General features: G+C 66.4%; 16 protein-coding genes and 1 pseudogene. 8 read left to right on the forward strand and 9 right to left on the reverse strand.

The features are described from left to right. Positions 1-204: 204 nt before the first annotated feature. Positions 205-1,125 carry a LysR family transcriptional regulator gene (locus ACMZ91_RS01990; protein ID WP_049461318.1) on the reverse strand — a complete coding sequence of 307 codons (921 nt, stop codon included), beginning with the start codon at positions 1,123-1,125 and terminating at the stop codon, positions 205-207. 140 nt (positions 1,126-1,265) lie between these two features. Here ACMZ91_RS01990 and ACMZ91_RS01995 point away from each other — a divergent pair, with 140 nt between their 5' ends. Beyond that, complete coding sequence (locus tag ACMZ91_RS01995; RefSeq protein ID WP_049461316.1) at positions 1,266-1,967, forward strand: pirin family protein; 702 nt, start codon at positions 1,266-1,268, stop codon at positions 1,965-1,967. Between the two features lie 52 nt (positions 1,968-2,019). On the opposite strand, the gene ACMZ91_RS02000 is transcribed toward ACMZ91_RS01995, so the two are convergent. Both ACMZ91_RS02000 and ACMZ91_RS02005 read right to left on the reverse strand, forming a co-directional pair. Further along, positions 2,020-4,224, reverse strand: a complete 2,205-nt coding sequence (locus ACMZ91_RS02000; RefSeq protein WP_414577874.1) for a TonB-dependent siderophore receptor — start codon at positions 4,222-4,224, stop codon at positions 2,020-2,022. A gap of 147 nt (positions 4,225-4,371) precedes the next feature. Continuing rightward, positions 4,372-5,067: an alpha/beta hydrolase gene (locus ACMZ91_RS02005; RefSeq protein WP_414577872.1), complete on the reverse strand. Its 696-nt coding sequence runs from the start codon at positions 5,065-5,067 to the stop codon at positions 4,372-4,374. Positions 5,068-5,251: 184 nt separating this feature from the next. Here ACMZ91_RS02005 and ACMZ91_RS02010 point away from each other — a divergent pair, with 184 nt between their 5' ends. Continuing rightward, a complete protein-coding gene (locus tag ACMZ91_RS02010) occupies positions 5,252-6,391 on the forward strand; it encodes an MFS transporter (RefSeq protein WP_071229288.1) in 1,140 nt (379 codons plus the stop codon). 82 nt (positions 6,392-6,473) lie between these two features. On the opposite strand, the gene ACMZ91_RS02015 is transcribed toward ACMZ91_RS02010, so the two are convergent. Then, positions 6,474-7,592 carry an alpha/beta fold hydrolase gene (locus tag ACMZ91_RS02015; protein WP_414577869.1) on the reverse strand — a complete coding sequence of 373 codons (1,119 nt, stop codon included), beginning with the start codon at positions 7,590-7,592 and terminating at the stop codon, positions 6,474-6,476. Between the two features lie 185 nt (positions 7,593-7,777). On the opposite strand from ACMZ91_RS02015, the gene ACMZ91_RS02020 reads away from it, so the two are divergent. Both ACMZ91_RS02020 and ACMZ91_RS02025 read left to right on the forward strand, forming a co-directional pair. Continuing rightward, complete coding sequence (locus ACMZ91_RS02020) at positions 7,778-9,124, forward strand: c-type cytochrome (protein WP_049461322.1); 1,347 nt, start codon at positions 7,778-7,780, stop codon at positions 9,122-9,124. Further along, positions 9,121-10,047, forward strand: coding sequence for a c-type cytochrome (locus tag ACMZ91_RS02025; protein WP_049461309.1), 927 nt, complete (start codon positions 9,121-9,123; stop codon positions 10,045-10,047). Before ACMZ91_RS02020 ends, ACMZ91_RS02025 begins: the two co-directional genes overlap by 4 nt. 12 nt (positions 10,048-10,059) lie before the next feature. Here the strand turns inward: ACMZ91_RS02025 and ACMZ91_RS02030 are convergent, their stop codons facing one another. Beyond that, positions 10,060-11,589 carry an OmpA family protein gene (locus tag ACMZ91_RS02030; protein ID WP_049461307.1) on the reverse strand — a complete coding sequence of 510 codons (1,530 nt, stop codon included), beginning with the start codon at positions 11,587-11,589 and terminating at the stop codon, positions 10,060-10,062. Positions 11,590-11,739: 150 nt separating this feature from the next. Here ACMZ91_RS02030 and ACMZ91_RS02035 point away from each other — a divergent pair, with 150 nt between their 5' ends. Next, a complete protein-coding gene (locus tag ACMZ91_RS02035; RefSeq protein WP_414577867.1) occupies positions 11,740-14,118 on the forward strand; it encodes a TonB-dependent receptor in 2,379 nt (792 codons plus the stop codon). Positions 14,119-14,126: 8 nt separating this feature from the next. After that, a complete protein-coding gene (locus tag ACMZ91_RS02040) occupies positions 14,127-16,235 on the forward strand; it encodes a phosphocholine-specific phospholipase C (RefSeq protein ID WP_197655814.1) in 2,109 nt (702 codons plus the stop codon). Between the two features lie 102 nt (positions 16,236-16,337). Here ACMZ91_RS02040 and ACMZ91_RS02045 read toward each other — a convergent pair whose 3' ends face one another. The 4 genes from ACMZ91_RS02045 to ACMZ91_RS02060 form a co-directional block, all read right to left on the reverse strand. Next, complete coding sequence (locus ACMZ91_RS02045) at positions 16,338-17,933, reverse strand: alkaline phosphatase D family protein (RefSeq protein ID WP_414577865.1); 1,596 nt, start codon at positions 17,931-17,933, stop codon at positions 16,338-16,340. Positions 17,934-17,943: 10 nt separating this feature from the next. Then, positions 17,944-20,877 (reverse strand): TonB-dependent receptor, encoded by a 2,934-nt coding sequence (locus ACMZ91_RS02050; RefSeq protein ID WP_414577863.1) that lies wholly within the window; start codon positions 20,875-20,877, stop codon positions 17,944-17,946. 141 nt (positions 20,878-21,018) lie between these two features. Beyond that, positions 21,019-22,041 carry a FecR family protein gene (locus tag ACMZ91_RS02055; RefSeq protein WP_132809795.1) on the reverse strand — a complete coding sequence of 341 codons (1,023 nt, stop codon included), beginning with the start codon at positions 22,039-22,041 and terminating at the stop codon, positions 21,019-21,021. Beyond that, positions 22,038-22,553, reverse strand: a complete 516-nt coding sequence (locus ACMZ91_RS02060) for an RNA polymerase sigma factor (protein ID WP_032128424.1) — start codon at positions 22,551-22,553, stop codon at positions 22,038-22,040. Before ACMZ91_RS02060 ends, ACMZ91_RS02055 begins: the two co-directional genes overlap by 4 nt. 138 nt (positions 22,554-22,691) lie before the next feature. Here ACMZ91_RS02060 and ACMZ91_RS02065 point away from each other — a divergent pair, with 138 nt between their 5' ends. Both ACMZ91_RS02065 and aceE read left to right on the forward strand, forming a co-directional pair. Further along, entirely contained in the window at positions 22,692-22,991 is a 300-nt protein-coding gene (locus ACMZ91_RS02065) for a hypothetical protein (RefSeq protein ID WP_049400445.1), read from the forward strand. Positions 22,992-23,235: 244 nt separating this feature from the next. Continuing rightward, a pseudogene (aceE, locus tag ACMZ91_RS02070) lies at positions 23,236-25,908 on the forward strand (pyruvate dehydrogenase (acetyl-transferring), homodimeric type). Positions 25,909-25,930: the final 22 nt, after the last annotated feature.

The following is a 25,930-nucleotide window of genomic DNA, read 5'->3' on the forward strand; positions in this document are numbered from 1 at the left end:
GGTGAGGGCGCTTTGCTTGCGAAGCATTGCTTCGCAAGCGCCCGAACGCACAGCCGCCAGCGGCTGGGCCGGGCCCCGGAGGGGGACTTGCAGCGGCCCCCGCAACCGGACCCACCCCGCCTCCCCACAGGAAACCAGCTTCTGCTGTTGCTGTTGCTGTTGCTCCAGCTCGTAGCGGGTGCAGGGCGCAGCCCTGCCGTACCCCTACCCCCTGGCCATTGACTGCCACCACTGTGACAGCAGCTCCGGCCTGCGCAGGCGCTCTCGCCACCAGCGCAGTGCGGCGCCATCCTCGCCGGTGCGCCAAGCCAGCCAGAAGGTCTCTTCCGGCTTGTGCTCCTCCACCTCGCGGATCACCAGCTGGCCACGCGCCACCGCCGCACGCGCGCAGGGCTCGGGCAGGAAACCGAAGCCCACGCCTTCGCACTGCAGCTTCAGCTTGCTGGCCATGTCCGGCACCGTCAGCATCTCCTGCCCCATCAACAGACCGACCGTGCGCGGCAGCAGCCGCCGCGCCGAATCGGAGACCGCGATCGCGCAGTGCTCGACCAGCTGCTCGCGTCCGAGCACGCCCGGCACTGCAGCCAACGGATGACCGGGGGCGACCGCGAACACGAACTCCACCGTACCCAGCGGCTCGACCACGTAACCGCCGCCGCTGGGACCCTCGCCCGGCGCACCAACCAGCAGGTCGGCACGGCGGTCCAGCAAGGCCTCCCAGGTACCGGACAGGGCCTCGCCGATCAATCGCAGCCGGGTCGGTGCCTCGGCCTCACGAAACGCGGCGATGTCCGGGCCGAGCAGCCAGGTCGGGAACACCGAATCCACCGCCAGCGTCAGTTCGGTCTCCCAGCCCGACGCCACCCGGCGCACCCGCAGTTCCAGCTCGCGGGCGGCGCGCAGCAGGTGCCGGCCTTCGTCCAGCAGCGCGCGGCCAGCCTCGGTCGGCTCGGCACGCGGGCCGACCCGGTCGAACAGCTGAACGCCCAGATCCTCCTCCAGCTTGGCCACGGTGTAGGAGATGGTCGAGGGCACCTTGTGCAGGGCCTTGCCGGCGCCGGCAAAGGAGCCGCGGCGGTCGATGGCGTCCAGGATCTGCAGGGCATCGAGACTGAGTTTGAGCATTCGAATTTTTCGATGATGGCTGTCAAAACTATCCGTTTTTCAAACCCCGGGCGCAAGCGGATACTCCTCTCCAACGGGGAAACACGCCGGCTACAAGCCCACCCCGCCCCATCGAAACCATCGAACAAGGAGATTCCATAATGCTGCAGATCCGCAAGAGCGCTACCCGTGGCCTGGCCGAGCATGGCTGGCTGTCCTCGCGCCATACCTTCTCCTTCGCCAACTACTACGACCCCCGCTACGTCAGCTTCGGCCCGCTGCGGGTGATCAACGAAGACAAGGTGATCGGCGGCCAGGGCTTCGGCACCCACAGCCACAGCAACATGGAGATCGTTTCCTATGTGCTGGGCGGCGCGCTGGAGCACAAGGACTCGATGGGCACCGGCTCGGTGCTGCGTTACGGCGACGTGCAGCGCATGAGCGCCGGCAGCGGTGTCAGCCACAGCGAGTTCAATCACTCCGCCGACGAGACCGTGCACTTCCTGCAGATCTGGATCTTCCCGGACACCGAGAACATCACGCCGTCCTACGAGGAGACCCACTTCGCCCCGGAAACCAAGCGCGGCCAGCTGCGCCTGATCGCTTCGCCGGACGGTGCCGACGGTTCGCTGCGCATCCACCAGGATGCCCGCATCTTCGCCACCATCCTCGATGGCGGCCAGAAGCTGCACCACGCCCTCGGCAACGGTCGTGGCGCCTATGTGCAGGTGGCCCGAGGCCAGCTGCAGGTCAATGGCATCACTCTGGAAGCCGGTGATGCACTGCAGGTCAGCGACGAAGCGCAGCTGACCCTGGAGAACGGCAACGACGCCGAAGTGCTGGTGTTCGACCTGCCGCTGTAATGACAACGCCCGCGATGCCGAAAAGCATCGCGGGCGCATGTGTAGAGCCGGGTCAGAACCTGTAATTCAAGCTCAACCGCACATTGCGCGGCTCACCCCAGGTGTAGGTGCTGTACCAGCTGAAGATCGTGTAGTAACGCTTGTCCAGCAGGTTGTTGACGTTGAGCGTGGCCGAGAGGCGATCGTTGAATTCATAGCGCGCCATCGCATCCAGCAGCCAATAGGGCTGGGTGCGATGCACCACCTTGGCCTGCGTGGCCGGGTTGGTGATCTCGCCGAAAGTGGAATCCTGCCAGCGCGCGCCACCGCCCAGCGTCAGCCCCTTCCAGTCGCCACGCAGGCGGTAGCTGGTGTGCAGGCTGAACTGGTTTTCCGGCTCCAGTGTGGTCACCTTGGCACCGGCCTGGCGGGCGATCTTGTGCGAGAACCCACCCTGCACCTGCCAGCCCTCGGCCAGCTGGCCCGACATTTCCAGCTCGTAACCCTTGGTACGCACGCCCATCAGGGCGCGATAGGCATCCTGCCCGTCCGGCGTCTTGCCGCCGGTGGGCTGGGCGAAGTTGTCCTGGTCGAGCTGGAACAGCGCCGCACTGGCGTTGAAGCGCCCATCGAGGAACTCGGCCTTCAGGCCCATCTCGTAGCTGCGACCTTCCAGCGGATCCAGTGCCTTGCCCTGCTCGTCGCGTTCGCTGTGCGGTTTGAAGATGGTGCTGTAGCTGGCGTACACCGAATAGTGCTCACCGAGGTCGTAGACCACACCGGCATACGGCACGAACACGCCGGTCTCGCGCGTGTCCGGCGAGCGGTAGCTGGCCAGGCGACTGCCCACGATCACCTTCAGTGGATCGGCCACGTCGAAACGGCCGACCACGTACAGGCCGTTCTCACGCGTCACTTCGTTGTTGCTGTAGCTGCGCTGCCACTCCGGCTCGGGAATGTCGCCATTCCAGGTTCTGTAGTCCGGCACGGTATCCGGGAACCCCGCCTGCGGGCCGTAGCCGGTATTGGTCCAGCGCTTGCGCGAGGCGCTGCCACCGACCACCAGCTCATGCTCCCGCCCGAGCAGGCCGAAATGACCGCTCACATAGAAGTCGGCAGCATTGCTGACGGTCTTGCCAACGTACTTGCCGAGCCACAGGCTGACGCCCTCGCCGGTCAACGGATCGGGATTGCCGGCGGCAGCGCCGGCCAGTGCGGCGTCATAGCCGTTGACCTGGTGGTTGAGTTGCAGCTTGGCCACCCAATCGTTGGCGAACGTATGCTCGAGCGTGGCAAAACCGGTGCGCACATACTGGCGCCAGCCACTCCAGCGGGTGCCGTTGTTGAACGAACGCGGCATGTCATTGAAGTTGCCGGCACTGTCCAGCAGTGGGATGCCACCCCAGGTCGAGCCCTTCGGGTCGCTGTCCATCGCATCGCCACCCACGGTCAGCAGGGTGCGCTCGCCCAGATCGGCTTCCAGCACCGCGTAGCCCACCTTGCTGGTGCGCTGGTAGAAGTCGAGATTGGAATGCTTGTCCTGCCAGGCGCCCACCGCACGACCGCGCACGCGTCCATCGGCGGTCAACGGGCCGCCAACATCGATCTCGGCACGATAGTCATCCCAGCGGCCGACACCCAGCGTGGCATTGCCGGCGAACTCCTTGCCCGGCTTCTTGCGCACCAGGTTGATGGTCGCGCCCGGATCGCCCATGCCGGTCAGCAGGCCGGTCGCGCCCTTGAGCACTTCGATGCGGTCATAGATCGCGGTATCGCTGAGCGTGTTGCCCGCCGAATAGGCCGAGTCACGCGACATCGGAATGCCGTCGTACTGGAAGTTCTGCACGGCAAATCCACGTGCGTAGTACTCGGTGCGCTCGCTGTCGTAGGTGACGATGCTGATGCCCGGGGTCACCCGCATCACGTCATCAATGCCGTTCAGGCCAAAGTCGTCCATCTGAGCGCGGGTAATGACGCTGATGGTCTGCGGGGTCTGCCGCGGGGTCAGCACCAGGCGGGTGGCGGTGGCGATGGTGCCCGGCGTGTACGCGCCACTGCCCTCGGTGATGGTACCGAGCAGATTGGCGGTGACCTGCACGGTCTGCAGGGTCTGCGATGCCGGGGCCTCGGCGGCCTTGTCCGGCTCGGCGGCGGACTGCGCGGCTGCGATGCCGCTGCTGGCCAGTGCGGTGATCAGCAGGCCCTGGGCAAGCGCCTGCGGCAACGCACGGCGACGCGGCAATGGGGACGGAATACGGGCATCAGGCACAGACAGCACGGCGGGACCTCCACGATCGGGTGGGATCCTCTGGCGGCGGCTGGAGGGAAGACGGGGACGCGGCCGGATGGCCGCAGGCGCAGGAGTGTACTCCCCTGCGCCCCGGCTGTCGTGCGATGTGCTGTGGTGCGGCGCGCTGCCGCAGGCTCAGCCGCCGATGGCGGCGCAGGCCTCCAGGATCAGCGCGGTCACCTCCTTCGGCTGCGAGGCCAGCGAGGCATGGCTGGCATCCAGCTCCAGCAGTCGCTTGGGCTGCATGCGCGTGGCCATGGCCCTCTGGTTTTCCGGCGCGATCATGCGGTCGTGGCGGGACAGCTGGTACCAGCTCGGCTTGTGCTTCCACGCCGGGTCGCTCACCGCATCACCGAAGGTGCTGGCCAGCGGTGCCTTCTGGGTCACCGCCATCACCCGGCCCTCGTCTTCGCTCAGATCCTGGCAGAAGCTCTCATGGAACTTGTCCGCACGCAGCCACAGGTAGCCATCGCTGTCCGGCGCCAGGTTCGGCGCCGCCTCCGGCAGATGCTGCTGGGTGATGCCACCGGGGCTCTCGCCGGCATCCGGGGCGAACGCTGCGATATAGACCAGGCCCTTCACGTTGGCCTCGTTGCCGGCCTGGCTGATCACCGCACCACCGTAGGAGTGGCCGACCAGCAGCACCGGCCCGTCGATCTGCCGGATCATTTTATGGGTGCGGCCGGCATCGTCGGCCAGCGAGGTGAGTGGCAGTTCCACCGCCTGCACGCGGTCATGGCCGTTGCGATGCAGCTCCAGGATCACTTTGGCCCAGTGTGCGGCCCCGCCCCAGAAACCATGGACGAGGAGGATGGTCGGTGTCGTGCTCATGTACGGATCTCCGGCAGCGGCCGGCGGAATGCCGACCGTGTCGCCACTGTCCGTCTTTGGCGTTAATCAGCGGTGACGCATTCGGGTCACTGCAATCGTATGCGTCGCTGGATGTCATGCATGGCACTTGCCGATCCCGCTTGAAAACGTTTTCATGGATGATCCTTGGAGCTTCGTATCGCGCATGACGCCTTCATCCCCACGTGCCCAGCAGCACGCCACCCGCGCTGCCTTCTTCATTCCCGGATTCGCCACCGCCGCCTGGGCACCGATGGTGCCCTACGCCAAGGCCAAGGCCGGGCTGTCCGACGCCAGCCTCGGCGCAGTGCTGCTGTGCCTCGGGCTCGGCTCACTGCTGGCGATGCCACTGGCAGGTGCGCTGACCGGGCGGCTGGGATGCCGCCGGGTGATGGTGATCACCTGCGTGATGATGCTGTGCGCCCTGCCCTTGCTGGTGCTGGCGCCCTCTCCGGTAGCGCTGGGCGCGGCCCTGTTCGTGTTCGGCGCCGGCGTCGGTGCACTGGATTGTGCGATGAACATGCAGGCGGTCGCGGTCGAGCGCGACGCCGGGCGCGCGATGATGTCCGGATTCCATGCCTTCTACAGCATCGGCGGCTTCGTCGGTGCCGGCTGCATGACCGGCATGCTGATCCTGGGTACGCCGCTGTGGCTGGCCGCGTTGGTTTCGGTGGCCGCACTGCTGCTGGTGGCAGTGCTGTCGGCACCGCACTGGCGCCCGCAACGGATCCTGCATGAAGGCCCCCTGCTGGCACTGCCGCATGGCGTGGTGCTGTTCATCGGCGTGCTGGCCTTCGTGGTGTTCCTCGCCGAGGGCTCGATGCTGGACTGGAGCGCGGTGTTCCTCGCCGAAGTGCGGCAGGTGCCACGTGACCAGGCCGGTGCCGGCTTCGCACTGTTCACCCTGGCGATGACCGCGATGCGCCTGTTCGGCGACGGCATCGTCGAGCGCCTCGGCCGGACCCGCACCCTGGTCTTCGGCGGCATCACCGCTGCTGCGGGTTTCACCCTGGCGACGCTGGTGCCATCGTTCCCGGTGGCGCTGGCCGGCTACGTACTGGTCGGGCTGGGCTGCGCCAACATCGTGCCGGCGCTGTTCTCGATGGCGGGCCAACAGCGGGTGATGCCGGAGAGCATCGCCATCACCGCGGTCACCACGCTGGGCTACGCCGGCATCCTCGCCGGACCGGCAGCGATCGGCGCACTCGCACACGCTACCAGCCTCGGCTTCGCCTTCCTCTGCGTGGCCGCGCTGCTGCTGGGCGTCGCGGCGTCTGCGCGCTCGCTGGCAAGACGGGTGGCCTGACAGAAAAAAGGGGACGGAGGGGATTAAGTCGTTTCTGGCCCAGCTGTGCGGGAAACGACTTAATCCCCTCCGTCCCCTTTTCTCAGCTGCGTGTCAGCCACTCGGCCTGGGCCGGCAGCTGGGGCGCCGGGCAGGCACTCTGCGTATGGTGCTCGTCGCGCGCCATCCAGTCATCGACCACGCCCGCCAGCAGGTCCAGTCGCAGCGGCAGGGTGATGTGGTCCTCGCCGCGCATCTCGATGTAGTGCGCGCGCGGATTGGCCTGCGCCAGTTCGCGGCCCTGGCTGACCGGGATGTGCTGGTCGCCCTGCCCGTGCAGCAGCAGTACGCAGGCGCGGGTATCGGCCAGCGCGCGCGCTACATCCACGCGGTCCAGATCGACGTCGATGCGGCGGCTGGCGGCGGCGATCACCTGGTTGATGTCCTGGCCGCCGTAGCGCCAGCGCGCGTACGACGCCACCGCCTGCGCCTTCAGGCCTTCCGGCTGCAGTCCCATCAGGTGCGGAATCATCGTGCGGATCGCCACACCGGCATTGGCGAACGATTCCATCGCCACCACGCCTTCCACCTGGTCACCGAGCTTGTCGGCGGTGAATACCGCTGTGGCGGCGCCATAGGACACGCCGAACAGGTACAGCGGGCCGGTTACTTCACCACGCGCGCGCAGCTCGCCGATTACATCCACCACATCGTCGGATTCATAGGTGCCGTATCCGGACGGACCTGCACCGGACTGCCCATGGTTGCGCAGGTCCAGCGTGATCACGCGGTAGCCGGATTCGGCCAGCTGCAACGACCACGGCAGCATCGAATCGCCGTTCATCATCCAACCGTGCAGCAGCACCACGGTGCCGCGCGGGGCCTGCGCGCGGAACGGCTGCGGTACTGCCAGGCTCAGGCCGGTATCCAGCGGCAGGCCGTTCTCGTGGCGCTGCGGCAGGTAGTGGTAACGCGCGCCGTAGTCGCCGGGATCGAACACACGCCAGAAGATCGGCACGCCATCGCGGCCCGGCGCGAAGCCATGGCGGTTGGGCAGTTCGGCGATGGCCGCGGCAATGCGCGGGCGATCGAGCAGGGTCGACACGCCACCCGGCGCGATCAGCCGATCGGCGAGCGAGGTGGATGCGGCATTGATCGAGGAGGAGCATGCAGCCAGCCACAGGCCGGCGCACGCCAGCAACAACAGCAGCAGGCGCTTCATATCACATCATAGGGGTGAATCAGACAGGTAGCGACGTTAACGTCCCACTCGACCGGCCATCTATCGCGCTCGGATGACGGCTCGATGACAACGCAGGAACGATTCAGCTTGGTGTACAAGCTGTATCTGTTCAGTCATTGATCCGGATCAATGAACGCGCGCGCGCGATTGCCCACAGTGCCGCCATGCGCACCTCGTTCAAGCTCGCCATTGCCCTGGCCGCCACCGTGGCCGCCGCCTACGGCATCGCCCGCACCACGCCCTACTGGTTCGCACCGCGACAGACGGCGCAGGTCGACATCCACGATCCGGCGCTGATCGCGCAGGGGCAGTACCTGTCGCGCGCCGCCGACTGCGCGGCCTGCCACACCGCGCCGGGCGGCAAGCCCTTCGCCGGTGGCCTGGGCATGCAGACGCCGATGGGCACGATCTACTCGACCAACATCACGCCCGATCCGGACACCGGCATTGGCGCCTACGACTACGCCGACTTCGAGCGCGCGGTCCGTCGCGGCATCCGTCACGATGGGCAACCGTTGTATCCGGCAATGCCGTATGCCTCGTACGTGATCGCCAGCGATGCCGAGATCAAGGCGCTGTACGCCTATTTCATGGGCTCGGTGCAGCCGGTGAAGCAGGACAACGCCGACAGCACGATTCCCTGGCCGGCCAACATGCGCTGGCCCCTGGCCTGGTGGCAGCTGCTGTTCGCACGCCCGCGCACGTTCAACCCGGATCCGTCGCTGGATGCCGGCCAGCAGCGTGGCGCCGAACTGGTGGAGGGCCTGGCCCACTGCGGCGCCTGCCACACACCACGCGGGTTGGCGTTCCAGGAAAAGGCGATGGCCGACGATGGCAGCCGCCAGTTCCTGTCCGGCTCGGTGCTGGAGGGCTGGTACGCGAAGAACCTGCGCAATGAGTCGACCGGCCTGGCCAGCTGGAGCGAGGGCGAGATCGTCGACTTCCTGCGCACCGGCCGCACCGATCGCTCGGCGGCCTTCGGCGGCATGGCCGATGTGGTCGAGCACAGCACGCAGTACCTGTCCGACGCCGACCTGCTGGCGATGGCGCGCTACCTGAAACAGCTGCCGGCACGTGAGGGCCGCAGCGCACAGTGGTCACCGGGTACCGACACCACCACCGCCGCACTGCGCAGTGGCGACTATGGCGTGGCCGGCTCGCTGGCCTATGCAGAGCACTGCCAGGCCTGCCATCGCGCCGACGGCCGCGGCATGCCACGGGTCTACCCAGCACTGGCCGGCAACTCGATCGTATTCGCCGATGATCCCAGTTCGCTTGTGCAGGTGACCCTGATCGGTGGCCGCACGCCGCATACCCCGCACGACCGCATGGCGTTCACCATGCCCGGTTTCGAGCAGTTGCCGAATGCACAACTGGCACAGATCCTGACCTTCATCCGCAGCAGCTGGGGCAACCAGGCCAGCGCGGTGAGCGAGGTCGACGTGGCGCGCATGCGCCGGGTGGTGCGTGACAAACCGGTGCACTACGTTCCGCAGGAGGCCGCACGATGAAACGTTCGCGCAAACGCTCCCGCCTGCTGGTCGGCAGCGTGGTCACCCTCGTGCTGCTGGCCGGCGCCGGCACCCTCGCCTATCGCCATCTGTACCCGGACCTGGATGCTGCCGTAGCCAGCACGATCGATATCCTCGATGCGCAGGGCAAGGTGGTCGGCCGCTACCACGCACCCAGCGCCGAAGAGATCGCCGGGCTCGGCAATGCCGAATCGGTGATGCTTGGCCGCCGCCTCCTCAACGAGACCGCACGGCTGCTGCCGGACAACGTCGGCAACGATCTGAACTGCAATTCGTGCCACATGGCCGAGGGCAAGCGACCGTTCGGCAACCACTATTTCAACACCGGCGGCGGCGCCTATCCGCGTTACATGCCGCGCCCGGGCAAGGTGATCGGGCTGACCGAGCGCATCAATGGCTGCCTGCAGCGCTCGATGAACGGCAAGCCGCTACCGAAGGACTCACCGCAGATGCGCGCCATGCTCGATTACATGGCGTGGCTGAGCAGTCCAGTGCCAGACGGTGCAAAGGTGGCCGCCCCCAGCGAGGGCCCCATCGACAGCACGCTGACCCCGGACCCGATCCGTGGCCAGGCGCTGTACGCCGTGCAGTGTGCCGCCTGCCATGGCGACAACGGCGAAGGCCGGCGCGACGCCAGCGGTGATATCGCCTTCCCGCCGCTGTGGGGCGACCACAGCTTCAACATCGGCGCCGGCATGGCGCGCCTGTACAAGGCGGCCGGTTTCGTCAAGCACAACATGCCGCCGGCGGTGACCCGCGAGCCGCCACTGGGGCAGCAGGTGATGCCCGACCAGGATGCGGTGGACATCGCCAGCTACTTCATCAACCAACCGCGGCCGGACTTCGCCAACAAGGCCAAGGACTGGCCGCGCGACCCGAAACCCAAGGACGCGCGGTACTGAGGAGGGCATGGTTCAGCGCTTGACCAGCTCGACCCGGCGATTGCGCGCCTTGCCTTCCTCGCTGCCATTGTCGGCCACCGGCCTGTCGGCGCCGAAGCCGGCCGCCTGCAGGCGGTCGGCGTTGACCCCCTTGGCGGTCAACGCCGCCACCACCGACCGCGCACGATCCTCGGACAAGCTGCGGTTGTGCGCGGCCGCGCCGCTGTTGTCGGTGTGGCCTTCGATCGACAGTTTCAGCGACGGGTCGGCACGCAGCAGGTCCAGCACCTGCGCCAGTTGCGGTTCGGACGTCGGCAGGATCTGCGCCTTGTCGGTGGCGAAGTTGACCTGGATCGCCACGCGGCCGTCGCGGTCCAGCTTCTTCTTCAACGCATCGGCCGGCAGCAGCGCCGCGGTCTGGGTGAAACCCTTGCGCTCGACCACGACCCAGCCTGCGCTGAGGTATTCGAGGCGAGCATGCACCCACACCTGGCGGCCGTCAGCCAGATCGACGCGATAGACCACGGTGTCGTAGTTGTCCCAGCTGTAGCTGGCCGCGTTGCCGTAGGACGACTGCACCTGCTTCGACACGCCCTCGGCCGCCTCGTGCGGGATGCGCCCCTCGAACACCTTGGTGCCGTTGACCTGGGCCATCATCGCCTCAAGGTTGCGGCGTACTTCATGCATCGAGTATTCGCGCTCGCCCTTGTCGAAATCGGCAGCGAAGGTGCGGCCCTCGACCGGTTCGAAGTGATCTCCGGTCCAGAACGGGAAGGCATCGAAATCACGCTGCTCGGGCGTGTTGCGCTCGCGATAGCCGGCCGGCAGGGACAGGTGCGGGAAACGGTCCGACCACTGCGCGGTGGCCTTGAACGGCACGTCATCCACGACCACCAGACCGGCGCCGTTGCTGTCCACTGCCAGCTGCACCCACACGGTGCGGTTGACCTGGCGCAGCACGTAGACGGTGGTGGGTGCGTCCTGTTCACCGTTCACCGCATCGATGAAGCCACCACCGATCTCGCCTTCCAGTTGCGGGCCGTAGTAGATGTCGCGCAGCAGCGTGCCTTCAAAGACCTTGCGGCCGCCAGCCGCGGTGATCACACCGTCGAAGTTGCGCTGCACTTCCAGCGCAGAGAACGCCTTGTCGGGGGCCACCTCACTGTCGGTCACGATGCGTGCCGACCAGCTCGGACCTTCCACCCAATGCACACCCTCGCCCATCCGGAACGGGAAGCGCGCCCAGGCGCGCGGGTGCGGGGCGTTCTGCGGCGCGTAGCCCTGCGGCAGGCTGAAGAACGGCAGTCCGCCCAGCGCGGTGTCGCTCAGCGGCACGCTGCTGGTGTCGAAAGGCACCAGCGGCACCGGCTTGCCATCGCGGTCGGTGAGTGCGGTGCCGTCGGCGGCGGCCGTTGAACCCGCTGGGGCGGCGGCCGGTGCTGCGGCCTCGTCCGCCGTGGCTGGCGCAGGCGGTGCCACCTCTCCATCCGAGGGCGTCCGGTTGCACCCTGCCAGCAGCACCAGGGCTGCACCTCCCAGCCAGATCTTCGATCGCTTCTGCATCGTCACCACCTCAGGTCCATTGAAGCACCGAGCATACCCGAAGGCCGTGACCGCCCCCACAGTGCCATCGTTCCTGCGCTGCCACGTCATCCCGATGTCATTGGCGCTGCCGACACTCCGGGGTTTCCTCCCTCTGAAGGTCCGGTTTCGATGCGAACGATTGCGCGTTTTCCCCGTGTCTCGCTGCTGGCCCTGCTGATCGCCCCCGCCCTGGACGCCCTCGCAGAAGCACCGCAGGGCGATACGGGCGAAGCGCGCAGCAGCGATGCGCGTACCCTCGACCAGGTACAGGTGATTGGTCAGGCCACCAGCTACGCGAAGACTTCGGTGCGCGCGGAAACACTGAACCGGCAGACGGTGATGAGCAGCGTCAACGACGCGCTCAACGAAGTGCCCGGCGTGGTGGTCAGCGAGGCCGATGCCACCGGTTCGTCGGTGTGGGGCACGCAGATCAGCATGCGCGGCTTCGTCACCAACCGTGACACCCAGCAGATCGGGACCACCATCGACGGCCTGCCCAATGGCGGCTCGGGCTACGGTGGCGGTTCGCTGGCCAACCGCTACATCGATACCCTGGACCTGGAAACAGTGGAAGTCAGCCAGGGCACCGCCGATATCTCCTCGCGCTCGAACGAAGCCCTCGGCGGCACCCTGAACTTCCTCACCAGCGATCCGCTGCAGGACAGCCGCCTGCGTTTCGTGGTCGGTGCCGGTGACAACGAAGCGCGCAAGTATTACGTGCGCTACGACACCGGCCTGCTCGGCGGCCATACCCGCGCCTGGGTCAGCGCTTCTTCCGCACGTGTGCACGACTGGATCGATGGCAGCGGCAAGACCAGCAATGACCACATCGCCGGCAAGTTCATCACCGAGCTGGATCGCTGGACGCTGACCGGCTACCTGTCCTACAACGATGCCGACGAGCCGGAGTACACCAGCGTCTCGCCGAAGGGCTTCGCCACCAATCCGGACCGCGACAACCTGGTCGGCACCCTCACCGGCATTCCGTACCTGGACCAGAACTACCGTTCCGGCTCGCGTGCGCTGCGCGAGAACACCTTCGGCTACCTGCGCGCGGCTTTCGACGGCGGCAACGGCTTCAAGGCCTCGGTGGCGGCTTACGGGCACCGCATGGAAGGTCGTGGCGACTGGCTGCCCCCCTACCTGGCGCAGGTCAGCGATGATGGTGCCGGTCGCCCGGAGTCGGAGTACATCGGTGGAAAGACCGTGTACGGTGGCAGTAACCGCGGCCAGATTTTCTTCGTCAATCCCGATGGCAGCGCCGCGCAGCGCCTGGCCAGCTGCACCCCACGGCTGGGCTTCACTGCCGAGTACGATCCGAACTGCTACGCGGGCAACGTGCTGGGCGCGCAGTCCTACCGCCACACCCACTACGACAACGACCGCATGGGCGTGACCGCCGACGTCGAATGGCGGCAGACCTTCGGTGCCGTCGACAACACGATCCGCGGCGGCCTGTGGGTGGAAAAGCTGGACCGCTCGGCGCGCCGCGACTGGCATCGCCTGCTCAACGTAGGCCAGGACATCGCCTTCGACCATCAGCCGTACTGGGTGCAGTTCGAAGACAAGTACAAGGTTGACGAGCAGATGTACTACGTCGAGGACGTCGCCCGCTTCGGCCCGTTCAGCGCACGCCTGGGCGTGAAGCAGTTCTTCGTCGACCAGTCGCGCCGCCGCGTGATCGGTGCCAGCGAGCACGTCAAATCCGATTCCAAGTCCGATCCGCTGCTGTCCACCGGCTTCACCTGGGCGCCCGGTGTGGAAGGCATGGAGCTGTTCGCTGGCTTCTCGCAGAACTTCGCCGCCATTCCCTCCGGCGTGCTCGGCGAGACCGACCCGCAGCGCTTCCGCAACGTCGAGCCGGAGACCGCCGACAACATCGAAGTCGGCATGCGCATCAGCCGCTGGCCGCTGACCGCGTCGATCACCCTGTACAACATCAAGTTCGACAACCGCATCGTCTATCTGCCGGCCGGTTTCGTCAGCGGCATCGACTACCTGGGCGAGACCGACGGTGTCTACGAGAACTTCGGTGGCGTGGAAAGCAACGGCCTGGAGGCGGCGTTCGGCTACGGCTGGGACAATGGCTGGCGCCTCAACGCCGCCTATACCTACAACCGCTCCAAGTACCTGGGCAGTGGCGATGCCGCACGTGATACCCAGCTGGGCATCGTCGACGGTGCCAAGGTGATCGGCCAGCCCGAACAGACCCTGGTGCTGTCGGCCGACTGGCAGGGCGAAAACTGGAACTTCGGCCTGTCCGGTCGCTACCTCGGCACGCGCTACCTCGATGCCGCCAACGTCAACAAGCTGCCCTCGGCCACCGTGTTCAACGCCAATATCGGCTTCGACCTGCAGGGCCTGTCGCCGCGCCTGAAGGGCATGGGCGCCAACCTGGTGGTGAACAATCTCACCGACAAGCGGTATCTTGCAGGGGTGGACGGCCGCGACAACGCCTTCATCGGCGCACAGCGTACCGTCGGCATCTCCTTCCGTGTGGACCTGTGAGTGAACCCGTGACCGATATCGGCCGACGCCGGTTGTTGCAGGCCGGCGCTGCCGCCGGCCTTTCCCCGCTGCTGCCCAGCATCGCCCGGGCTGCAGCGATCGCACCCGCCGCGCAGACGCGCAGCCTGGAAGACCTGCAGCACATCGTGGTGTTCATGCAGGAGAACCGCTCGTTCGACCACTACTTCGGCACGCTGCCGGGGGTACGTGGCTTCGGCGACCGCTTCGTCGCTCCGGCGCCCGCGCTGCAGGCCGGCGGCCGCACCCGCAGCCTTTGGCTGCAACCCGACGCGAGCGGCACGCGCGCGATCGCACCGTTCCCGCTGGATACCGCCGCGCACTTCGGCTACATGCGCGTGGAAGGCACGCCGCATACCTGGCCTGATGCGCAGCGCGCCTGGGACCACGGGCGCATGGGGCAATGGCCGAAGGCCAAGCAGAACCATTCGATGGGCTATTTCCAGCGCAGCGACCTGCCCTTCCAGTTCGCGCTGGCCGATGCCTTCACCATCTGCGACGCCTACCACTGCGCGATGCAGGCCGGGACCAACCCGAACCGGGTGTTCCTGTGGACCGGCCACAACGATGCGGCCGCGCGCGCCGGTGGCCCGGTGATCGCCAACTCGCACGACAACTTCCCGGAACATGGCGGGTATCCGGCGTCGTACCGATGGACCAGCTATGTCGAACGCCTGCAGAAGGCCGGAGTGTCCTGGCAGATCTACCAGGACATGGCTGACAACTTCACCGACAACCCACTGGCCGGCTTCGAGTCTTTCCGCCAGGCCTACCGTGCTGCGCCGGGGCATGACCCGCAGCTGCGCGCTCGTGGGGTCAGCACGCGTGGGCTGGCACAACTGCGCCAGGACGTGGTCGACGGGCGCCTGCCGCAGGTCAGCTTCATCATCGCCGACGCGGCCGGCAGCGAGCATCCCGGCCCTTCCAGCCCAGCCCAGGGCGCGGCGTACACCGCGCGCGTGCTGGATGCACTGACCGCCGATCCGGAGGTCTGGAGCCGCACCGCCCTGCTGCTGATGTTCGACGAGAACGACGGCTTCTTCGACCACATGCCGCCACCGGCACCGCCTTCACCGGAAAACGGTGGCTGGGCGGGTGTGTCTTCGGTCAGTACCGAAGGCGAGTATCACCGTCATCCGGCACCGGGGGATGAGAAGTACGACGCCGCAGACCTGCGCGGTCGCCCGTATGGGCTGGGGCCGCGCGTGCCGCTGTATGTGATCTCGCCCTGGAGCCGCGGTGGCTGGGTCGATTCGCAGGTGTACGACCACACCTCGGTCATACGCCTGATCGAACGCCGCTTCGGCGTGGCCGCCGCGGACATCTCGCCGTGGCGCCGCGCGGTCTGCGGTGACCTGAGCAACGCCTTCGACTTCGCCCAGCGTGATACCCGCCCGTTCGTACGCGGCCTGCCCGACGTGAGCGCCGTTGCCGCACGCGCCGCCGCCCTGCTGGGGCGCACCGTGCCGGCGTTGCCGGAGGGACTGAAGCCGGCGAAACAGGAAAGCGGCGTACGCCCGGCACGCGCCCTGCCCTACCGGCCGCAGGCATCGATTGCTGCGATCGACGCATCGGGCCTGGATCTGACGTTGTCCTGCGAAGGTGCAGCGGCGGTGCTGCATGTGTACGACCGACTGCGGCTGGGTGCGGTGCCACGCCGCTATACGCTGGTACCGGGCACGCCGCTGCGCGAACGCTGGGCGCTGGATGCACAGGGGCGTTACGACCTGTGGCTGCTTGGCCCGAACGGCTTCCACCGTCACTTCCTGGGCGCTGCCAAAGGACCCGTTGTGCAGGCGTCGGTCGAGCGCGCCGACGGCCAGCTGCGGTTGCACCTGCGCAATCTCAGCGATACCGCACAGCAGCTGCGCGTGCATGCCGGCGCCTATGCCGGGCACATGCCGGAACAGACGCTGGTGCTGCCGGCGCATGCGGAGACCGCATTGGCGTGGGATGCAGCGCCTACCGCGGGCTGGTACGACCTGCAGGTCGGCGCGGGTGAGAGCATGCTGCGTCTGGCCGGGCGTGCCGAGGATGGTCGCCCTGGCACCAGCGACCCCGCGATGGGCAGCGAACCATTGCGGTTCGAGCACGATTGAACCGTCGCGCTGTTGTAGAGTCGAGCCATGCTCGACTGCTTTTCGATCATTTACCGGAAAAAGCAGTCGAGCATGGCTCGACTCTACAGTGGTGCTGGCTGATCAGGCCTCCTGCAACCCCGGCCGGCCGTGTTCCACCGCGTAGCGCTTCCAGCTCTGCACCGTTCCGTTCGGCTGCATCACGGTATCCAGCGACTTCATGTCGCCGATCCACGCATCACGGGTGACATCGCACAGCACATAGCCGCGCTTGTCTGTGGTCGCCTTCAAGTAAGGGCTGTGCGCAAGCTGGTTCTCGGCATATGCATCCACGCCCTGGCCGTCGGCACCGGAGGTGATCGAGGTGGCGAGGAATTCGCTGGAGACCACGCCTGAATCACGATGGTCCTGCACCAGGTCGCTGGCGTAGTGCCGATGCGCGTCGCCGCAGGCGGTCACTACATTGCCGAAGCCAACCTTCTGGATGTGGTCAAGCAGGCGCCGGCGGCTGTCCAGATAGCCCGACCACTGGTCGTCGGACGACTGCACCACACCATCCTTCTCGCGCATGTAGTTGCCCAGTGCCACTTGGTGGGCGATGGTGTGCCAACGTGGCGTGGCATCGGCCAGTCCGTCGAACAGCCAGCGCTCCTGCTTCGCACCGACGATGCTGCGCGCCGGTGATTCCACTTCCTCACGCAGCGCCATGTTCACCTGCTTGCTGCGGTACTGGCGGGTGTCGAGCAGGTGCAGGTCCATCAGCGTGCCATAGCGGGCACGCCGATACATCTGCATGTGGCCGTTGCGGGGAAGCGCCGATCGGCGCAGCGGCATGTTCTCGTAGTAAGCCTGGAAGGCCTGTGCGCGGCGCAGCAGGAACACTTCGCTGGGCGTATCGTCCTGGTCTTCAGCGCCGGCCCAGTTGTTGTCCACTTCATGGTCATCGAAGGTGACGAACCACGGCGCCGACGCATGCGCGGCCTGCAGGTCGGCATCGCTCTTGTACTGGGCGTAGCGGCGACGGTAGTCGTCCAGCGTGTAGGTCTGCGGCCCGACATGATTGCGCAGGTTGGTGAACGGCCGGCCGTTCATTTTCCGCAGGCCCGGCTGGCTTTCGCCTTCGTAGATGTAATCACCGTAGTGGAAAACGAAATCCAGCGATTCCTCGGCAATGCGCCACCACGCGGTGTAGTGGCCTTCTTCGTAGTGCTGGCAACCGGCCACCGCAAAGCGCACGCGATCCACTGCGGCCGTGGCTGCGGGCAGCGTGCGGGTGCAACCGACCGCACTGGCGTGGCCGCCTACGGTGAAGCGGTACCAGTAAGGCCGTGCGGGCGCCAACCCACCCAGCTCCACGTGCACAGCGTGGCCGAGTTCGGGATGCGCCATCGCCGAACCCTGGCGTACCACCCTGCGCATGCCCTCGTCCGCCGCCAGCTGCCATTCGACCACCATCGGCCGGGTCGGCATGCCACCGCCGAACACCAGCGGCTCGGTCGCCAGCCGTGTCCACAGCACCATGCCATCGGCCGAAGGATCACCCGAGGCCACGCCCAGGGTGAACGGCGTGCTGGCGAACCGCGGCGACGCCAGCAGGTTGCGCGGGTTCAGCGCGGCGGCATCGGTCTGTGCGGCCAGCGCGTGCGCCGTGCCCATCCACGCGCCGGCAGCAGACAGGCCGGCCAAGGCCAGGAATCGCCTGCGATTGATCGTATCCACGGCTGCGCCCTCAGTTGTAGATGATGTGGAAATAGAAGAAGCGGCCGTAGTCGTCGATCTCGGTACGGAAGCGCCCGTTCGGGCCGGTGCTGTAGGTCGGCTGCGTGTTGAACAGGTTCTTGGCCTCGTACTTCAGCGTCACGTGCCTGCTGACCTTGTGGCTGAAGCCCATGTTGAAGGTCATGTACGGGTCGTAGTACGAATCCAGCCACTGGGTATCGCCGAAGTCGACCAGCATCCGGCTGCGGTAGGTACCGGACAGGCGCAGCTGTGCGCTCTTCCACGGCATGCGCCAGATCACCGACCCATTGAGCGACCAGTCCGGCTGGTACAGCAGGCGGTCCAGGCGGCGTTCGGTGCCATCACTGATGCGGTAGTTGGTCTGGCCTTCCAGCCGCGTTGCGTTGAAGTACATGTCGAAGCGCTGGCGGCCCCACTGCAGGTTGCGGTTGGCGACCGCGAACTCGACACCGCGCAGCCTGGACTCGTCGGTGTTCATCGGCTGGGTGACCCGGTAGCGGGTATCACCCACATTCTCGAAGGTGGTCAGGGTGTAGATGTCGTCCTTGATCACTTTGTCGAACAGTGCCACCGAGACCAGGCCGTTGTTGCCGTTGAAGTACAGGTCCCACGCCAGGTCGATGTTGGTGGAACGGCGCGGCTGCAGGTTGGCGTTGCCCTGCTTGATGGTGCAGAAGCCCCTGCCCTCCTCGTCATCACCACAGCTGGTGCTGGTGGCCTGGGCGATGTTGCTGGGTGTCGGCCGGCCCAGCGTTCGGCTGGCGGAGAAGCGCAGGCGCTGGTCCTCGCTCAACTTGAACGTCGCATTCAATGAAGGCAGCAGGTTGTTGTAGCCACCGCTCGTATTGCGGAAGGCAGAGGTATACGTAGTGCCGCCATCATCGCTGAATGGGCTGTAGGCATCGAAGCGGGTGTGGTCGTAGCGCAGGCCGCCGATCAGCAGCAGTCGGTCCCAGGCGTAGTGTGCGGACACGTAGGCATTGGTGATGTCCTCCACGTACTTGTAGTCGCTGGTGAAGTTGGCATTTGGATACGCCGCATTGTTGTTGCCCAGTTTCGGCAGCAGTTCCTCGTTCCACTTGCGGTTGTCGATCAGCGGGAAGCCCGGCACGCTACCCAGCAGCGTCGAACCCGGATACAGGTAATCGTTGAGCGTGGCACTGCTCTTGAAGTAGTCGAAGTCGATGTCCTGCCAGATCTTCAGATGGCGGTATTCGGCGCCGGCGGCCAGGCCGAAGCCACGCGCATCGGCGCCGACGTTGTAGCTGAAGTCGGCACGCAGGTTGTCGATGCTCTCCTTGGCGTCGCGCGGCGAGACATAGGCCTGCGCCGGGTTCAGCTTGAACGCCGAGCTGGTCAGCAGGCTGGAGTCGGAAACCGCCACTGCGTTCGGGAAGCCGTGGCTGTCGTTCTCGTAGTCGACGAACAGATTGCTTGGGTAGGCGCGCACACCCCAGTAGACCTGGTTGTTGTGGAAGGTCTCTTCGGTGTGGCCACCGCGCAGGGTCAGCCGCGAGCGATCACCGATATCCCAGTTGAAGCTGGCGATGGCGCCCCGGTTGCTGCGGTCCCAGCGGTCGTGGCGGTTCTTGATGTAGATACTGTTGATCTGGGTGGTGCCGCTGTCTTCGGTCTGGTTGCGGACCGGAAACTTGGCGTTGCCGTACAGATCCGTCTTGTTCATCGTCGAGTTCTCGTAGAACCGGTACGAATACAGCAGCAGCGATGCGTAGAACGGATCATCCGACGGCTTCCACTCAAGCTTGGCGGAGCCACCGAAGTTGGTGATGAAGTTGGTATAGGTGCCAGTGCTGAAATTGCCCGGCGCACGCAGCCCGTTCCAGCCCTTGGCCTCGTCCGGCCCCGTGGTACCGTCGGTGAGGTACTTGCCGGCGTCGTTGTAGTAGTAGTTCGACTCCACCCAGCGCTTGACGCTGTTGCGCGAACGCTGCTCATAGCGCGCTACCGCAACAAGGCCGAATTCCTGGTCGGCACCGAACTGGTTGGAGAACACCATCTTGGCGCTCTTGCCGAAATGCCCCAGGGTCTCGTGGTTGCCACCGGCACTGCGCTCGACATTGGTCTCGGCCGTGGAATAGATGCCGGCCACATCGGCGAACACGTACTTGCCGGACCGGTCGAAGGCACTGCGGCTGATGATGTCGATCACGCCGCCGATCGCATCCGGTGCCTGCTCGGCACTGAAGCTCTTGTAGATGTCGGTGCGGGTGCCGATGTCGCTGGGAATCAGCTGCAGGTTGTTCATGCGCTCACCCGAGCCACTGCCCCCCACGCTGGCAATCGCGATGCCATCGATGGTGGTGTAGTTGAGGTTGGCCTGCACGCCCCGCACCGTCACGTAACGGGGCTCACCGGCATCCTCCACGGCACTCAGGCCCGGCGCGGCCATCAGGCTCTCGGCCAGGGTCTCGTCGCCGTAGCTGTCCATCTCGTCGTAGACCACCGAATCCTTGATCACCGGCGAGGTCTTCTTCTGGTCGATCACCTCATGCGCAGCAATCACCTTCACCGTGCCCAGGGTCGGCGCCACCACCGCTTCGGCCTCGCGCGGCTTCGGCGCGGCCGGCTTCGGTTCGTTGTGTGCCGGCGTAGGATCAATGGCGATGACGTTGCCATCCACCACGGTGTAGCCCAGGCCGGTCCCTGCCAGCAGCGCGTCCAGCGCCTGCTTGACGGTGGCACCGCGCGGCACCGCACCGGCCATGTGCACGTCACCGCTGCCCGAATACAGGAACTGCACGCCGGAACTGCGCGACAACTGCTCCAGCGCGCGCGCCAGCGGCTGCGCCGCGATCGGCGCCGAAACGCGGGCCTCGAGGCCATCGGCAGTGGCCGCAGCCGCCAGCGGCACGCTGCAGGGAGACAGCGCGAGGATGATCGACAGGTAAAGCGTGTTGCGCATCACGGGTCCTTGGAAGAGAGAAAGCAGCAGGTGCCGCTGCGTGACTCGGCAGCGGCTTCTCCCAAGTAAGAGCCCGCATCCACCGAAGTGGAGAACGCGGATTTGATGAATTTTTTCTGACAACCCACGGCCATGTCGACCTCAGCGACTGCCAACCCGCACGGTGTCACCTTCTCGCCGCACCACGAAGCGCGGGTCGCGCTCGAGGAAGGCCTGCAGCGCACCGATGCGATGCGCGTCCAGGCTGCCGGACAACCGCGCCGACGCCGCACCTTCATCCAGCACCCGCACCTGCACCTGGTTGTGGCGGTTGAAGGCGGCGGCCACCTCATCCAGCCGCTCGTCCAGGAAAGAGACCTTGCGTTGCTGCCAGTCCAGCAGCATCGACAACGGCACATCCAACGACTCGACCGCATGGCTGCGCGCGTCGACCTGCACCACCTGGCCTTTGCCCAGTTGTGCAAGACGCCGCGCATCCGCACCGTGGCTCCACACTTCCACCTCGCCGGAAACCACACCGATGCGGGTGCCCTGCAGCCGTCGCGATACGTCGAACACCGTGCCGATATCGCGGATCTGCAATCCGTTCACCCGCACCTCGAACGGCCGTCGGTCCTGGGCGATGTCGAACGTGGCCTCGCCCTGCAGCAGCTCCACCCTGCGGCTGAACCCGCCCATGCGCACCCGCAGGCGGCTGTCCGCGTTGAGCCGCACCTGGGTCTGGTCGGGCAGCACCAGGTCGCGAATTTCTCCATGTCCGGCGCTGTAAAGCTGCTCGGTAGGCATCAGCTGCGGAACCAGGCCCACGCCGAGCAGGGCGATACAGGCTGCGGCAGCCGCCACCCACCAACGCGTGCGACGGCTGTGCGGCGCACTGCGCAGCGGGGCCTGTGCGTGTCCGAACAGCGGCACGACCTTGGCAGCGGCCTGCTGTGGCGGCACCGAGGCCTCTTCAGCCAATGCCGATTGCAGCGCCTCACCAACCTGCCGGTGCAGTGCGAGCGCGTGCATATAGGCGCGCACATGCTCCGGCGAGCGCTTCATCCAGTCCAGCAACGCAACCCGCTCGGCTTCGCCCAGCACGCCCTCGCGATTGCGCTGGAACCAGTCCATGGCCTCGCTGGCGATCGCGTCGTCGGCCGCACCCGATGGATTCCGTTTCATGTGAGCTCCCTGGCGCCCAGCGCCTTCCTGCAGGCGTCCAGCCCCTTGCCGATATGCTTGCGCACCATGTGCACCGAGACCTGCAGCTGCTGGCTGATTGCCGGGCAGTCCAGCCCGTCGCGATAATGCAGCTCCATCACCCGCCGCGTGGTCGCCGGCAGCCGTGCGATGGTGCTGCGGATATCGCTCCACCGCTGCGCGCGCTCGAATTCGCCTTCGATGTCTTCTTCGCTCTTCAGCACTTCGGCCAGGAGGTCGACGTCCTCCAGCGGCGGCAGCGACGAACGCGCGCGCGCGTGCTCCCGTGCAAGATTGGCGGCCACGGTGAACAGGTAGGCTTCCGGGTTCTCGACCGCGTCGGCATGCTCACCGGTGCTGCGCAGCAGCCGCAGGTAAACCTCCTGCGCCAGATCCTCGGCATCTTCGCTGGCAGAACCCCGGCGCAGGAAGAAGCCGCGCAGCAGCCGCCGCCGCAGCGCATAGCTCTTCTCCCAGATCCTCACGCTGTTCACGGCCGGCCAACCACCCCAAGGCTGGAAAGCCCCGCAGGGTGACGGCCATCGATGACAGTGGCGTTTCAACTGCCGGCAGGCAGCCGCTAGAATGCCGCCTCTGCAGTTTCCGGCAGCCGGCACAAGGAGTGCCCCGCAATGAACGCCCGCACCGCCATCAACACCCTCAGCAGCCTGCTGTTCCTGCTGCTGGTCGCACACACCACCGCCTACCAGCAGCAGATGTGGCCGCCCAGCCGTGTCGTCCACGTGCATCCGGTGGTCATCGCCCTCGCCTACGCGCTGGGCCTGCTCACCCTGCTGCTGTGGATCGGAGGGCGCCGCTTGCCGGAACGCTGCCAGCAGCTCTCAGGCTGGCTGCCGATCGTGGCCTGGTGCCTTCTGGGGGTTGGTGTGGCGGTCATCCCGATGTTCTTCCCGGGCCTGTCCCCGGCCTGATCAGCGGCCGCACCCGGCGCGCCCGGCCATGATACGGCGCGCCGTGCCAACCCTTGCTTGCCAGAGACCCAAGCCCTGCCCGCCTATCGAAGCCGGGTGGCCGGGCCTACGCTTGTCTTCTCGGCGACCGCCACGGTCGCCCTTCGCGTCACGGCCCCGCCGTTGCGACCCCGCTCCAGTGCTGTGCGCCCTGCCGGTGTTGTCGCCCAGGCAGAAGTCCGACCGGCGCCCTCTGGAGACAATCATGAACCAAGCGCTCATTCCCTTCGATACCGATCCGCTGGAAACCCGCGAGTGGCGTGAATCACTGGAAGCGGTGATGCAGACCGGTGGCCGGCCGCGCGCGCACTACCTGATCGACCAGCTGAGCGAGCTGGACGCCCAGCAGCATGGCGACCTGCATACCCGTGCCTGGACCGCCTACGTCAACACCATCCCGCCCGAGCGCCAGCCGGCCTACCCGGGTGACCTGGCCATCGAGCGCCGCCTGAACGCGATGATCCGCTGGAATGCGATGGTGATGGTGCTGCGTGCCGGCAAGCATTCGAACGTCGGCGGCCACATCGCCACCTACCAGTCGGCGGCAGTGCTGTACGACGTGGGCTTCGATCATTTCTTCCGAGGCCGCACCGACACCTTCGACGGCGACATGATCTACATCCAGGGTCATTCAGCGCCAGGCATCTACGGACGCGCCTATGTGGAAGGCCGCATCGATCCGGCGCGAATGGACAACTTCCGCCGCGAAGCGGGCCGCGAAGGCCTGTCCTCGTATCCGCACCCTCGCCTGATGCCGGAGTTCTGGCAGTTCCCCACCGTGTCGATGGGGCTGGGGCCGCTGACCGCCGCCTACCAGGCGCGCTACATGCGTTACCTGGAATACCGCGACCTGAAAGAACACCAGGGCCGCAAAGTCTGGGCCTTCCTCGGCGACGGCGAGATGGACCAGCCCGAATCGCTGGCGGCGATCTCGCTGGCCGGCCGCGAGCGGCTGGACAACATCGTGTTCGTAGTGAACTGCAACCTGCAGCGCCTGGACGGTCCGGTGCGTGGCAATGCCAAGGTCATCCAGGAACTGGAAGGCACCTTCCGCGCCGCTGGCTGGAACGTGATCAAGCTGATCTGGGGCAGCGGCTGGGACGACCTGCTGGCCCGCGACCACAGCGGCCTGCTGCGCCAGCGCATGATGGAATGCGTGGACGGCGACTACTAGACCTTCAAGTCGCAGAACGGTGCCTACGTGCGCGAGCACTTCTTCGGTCGTTACCCCGAACTGCTGGAGCTGGTCGCGCACATGAGCGACGACGACATCTGGGCGCTGGCGCGTGGTGGCCATGATCCGCAGAAGGTGTACGCCGCCTACCAGCAGGCAGTGAACACCAGCGGCCGGCCCACCGTGATCCTGGCCAAGACGGTCAAGGGTTTCGGCATGGGTGAAGCCGGTGAAGGCCAGAACATCAACCACCAGCTGAAGAAGATGAGCGCCGACGCGGTGCGCGCCTTCCGCAACCGTTTCAACCTGCCGGTCAGCGACGACCAGCTGGAGGAGATGCCCTATCTGCGCCCGGAACCGGGCAGCGCCGAAGCCATCTACTTCGCCGATCGCCGCCGCATCCAGGGCGGGCAACTACCCGCGCGCCTGGCCAAGGTCGATCCGCTGCCGCTGCCGCCGCTGTCGATCTTCAACACCCAGCTGCAGGGCAGTGGCGATCGCGGACAGTCCACCACCATGGGCTTCGTGCGCATTCTCACCAGCCTGCTGAAGGACCCGGAACTGGGCAAGCTGGTGATTCCGATCGTGCCCGATGAATCGCGCACCTTCGGCATGGAAGGCCTGTTCCGCCAGATCGGCATCCACTCCTACCTGGGCCAGCTGTATACCCCGCAGGATGCCGGCCAGCTGAGCTACTACAAGGAAGCCAAGGACGGCCAGATCCTGCAGGAAGGCATCAACGAATCCGGCGCGATCTGCTCGTGGATCGCCGCCGGCACCGCCTACAGCAACCACGGCCTGGCGACGATCCCGTTCTACATCTTCTACTCGATGTTCGGCCTGCAGCGCGTCGGTGACCTGGCCTGGGCCGCCGCCGATGCGCGCACCCGTGGATTCCTGCTGGGTGCCACCTCCGGCCGCACCACGCTGATGGGCGAAGGCCTGCAGCATGACGACGGCCACAGCCACGTGCTGTCGTCGGTCATCCCGAGCTGCGTATCCTACGACCCGACCTACAACTACGAGCTGGCGGTGATCATCCACGACGGCCTGCGCCGCATGTACGTCGAGCAGGAAGACATCTACTACTACATCACCGTACTCAACGAGAACTATCCGCAGCCGGCGCTGCCCGAGGGCGCCGAGGCCGGCATCCTGAAGGGCCTGTACCTGCTGCACCCGGCGGACGCCGACAGCGACTCGCAGCCACGCGTGCAGCTGATGGGCAGCGGTTCGATCCTGCGCGAAGTGGAAGCCGCGGCAGAACTGCTGCAGCAGGACTTCGGCATCGCCAGCGATGTGTGGAGCGCGACCAGCCTGACCGAACTGCGCCGCGATGGCCTGGCCGCCGAGCGCTGGAACCTGCTGCATCCGGCCGAGGAGCCCCGCGTGCCCTACGTGCAGCAGTGCCTGCAGGGCCATGAAGGCCCGGTGGTGGTGGCCACCGACTACATGAAGATCGTCGGCGACCAGATCCGTCCCTTCATCAACGACCGCCGCTTCACCGCGCTCGGTACCGATGGCTTCGGCCGCTCCGACACGCGTGAGTCGCTGCGCACGTTCTTCGAAGTGGATCGCCACTTCATCGTGCTGGCCGCCCTGAAGTCGCTGGCCGACGAAGGCCGCATCGAGCGCGCGCGGATGCAGGACGCCATCGACAGGTACGGCATCGACACCGGCAAGCGCGACCCGGCCGCGGTGTAAGGCTGCAGCATTCACCACGCCC

The organism is Stenotrophomonas sp. FR024, assembly GCF_047500745.2.
GTDB lineage: Bacteria > Pseudomonadota > Gammaproteobacteria > Xanthomonadales > Xanthomonadaceae > Stenotrophomonas > Stenotrophomonas maltophilia_A.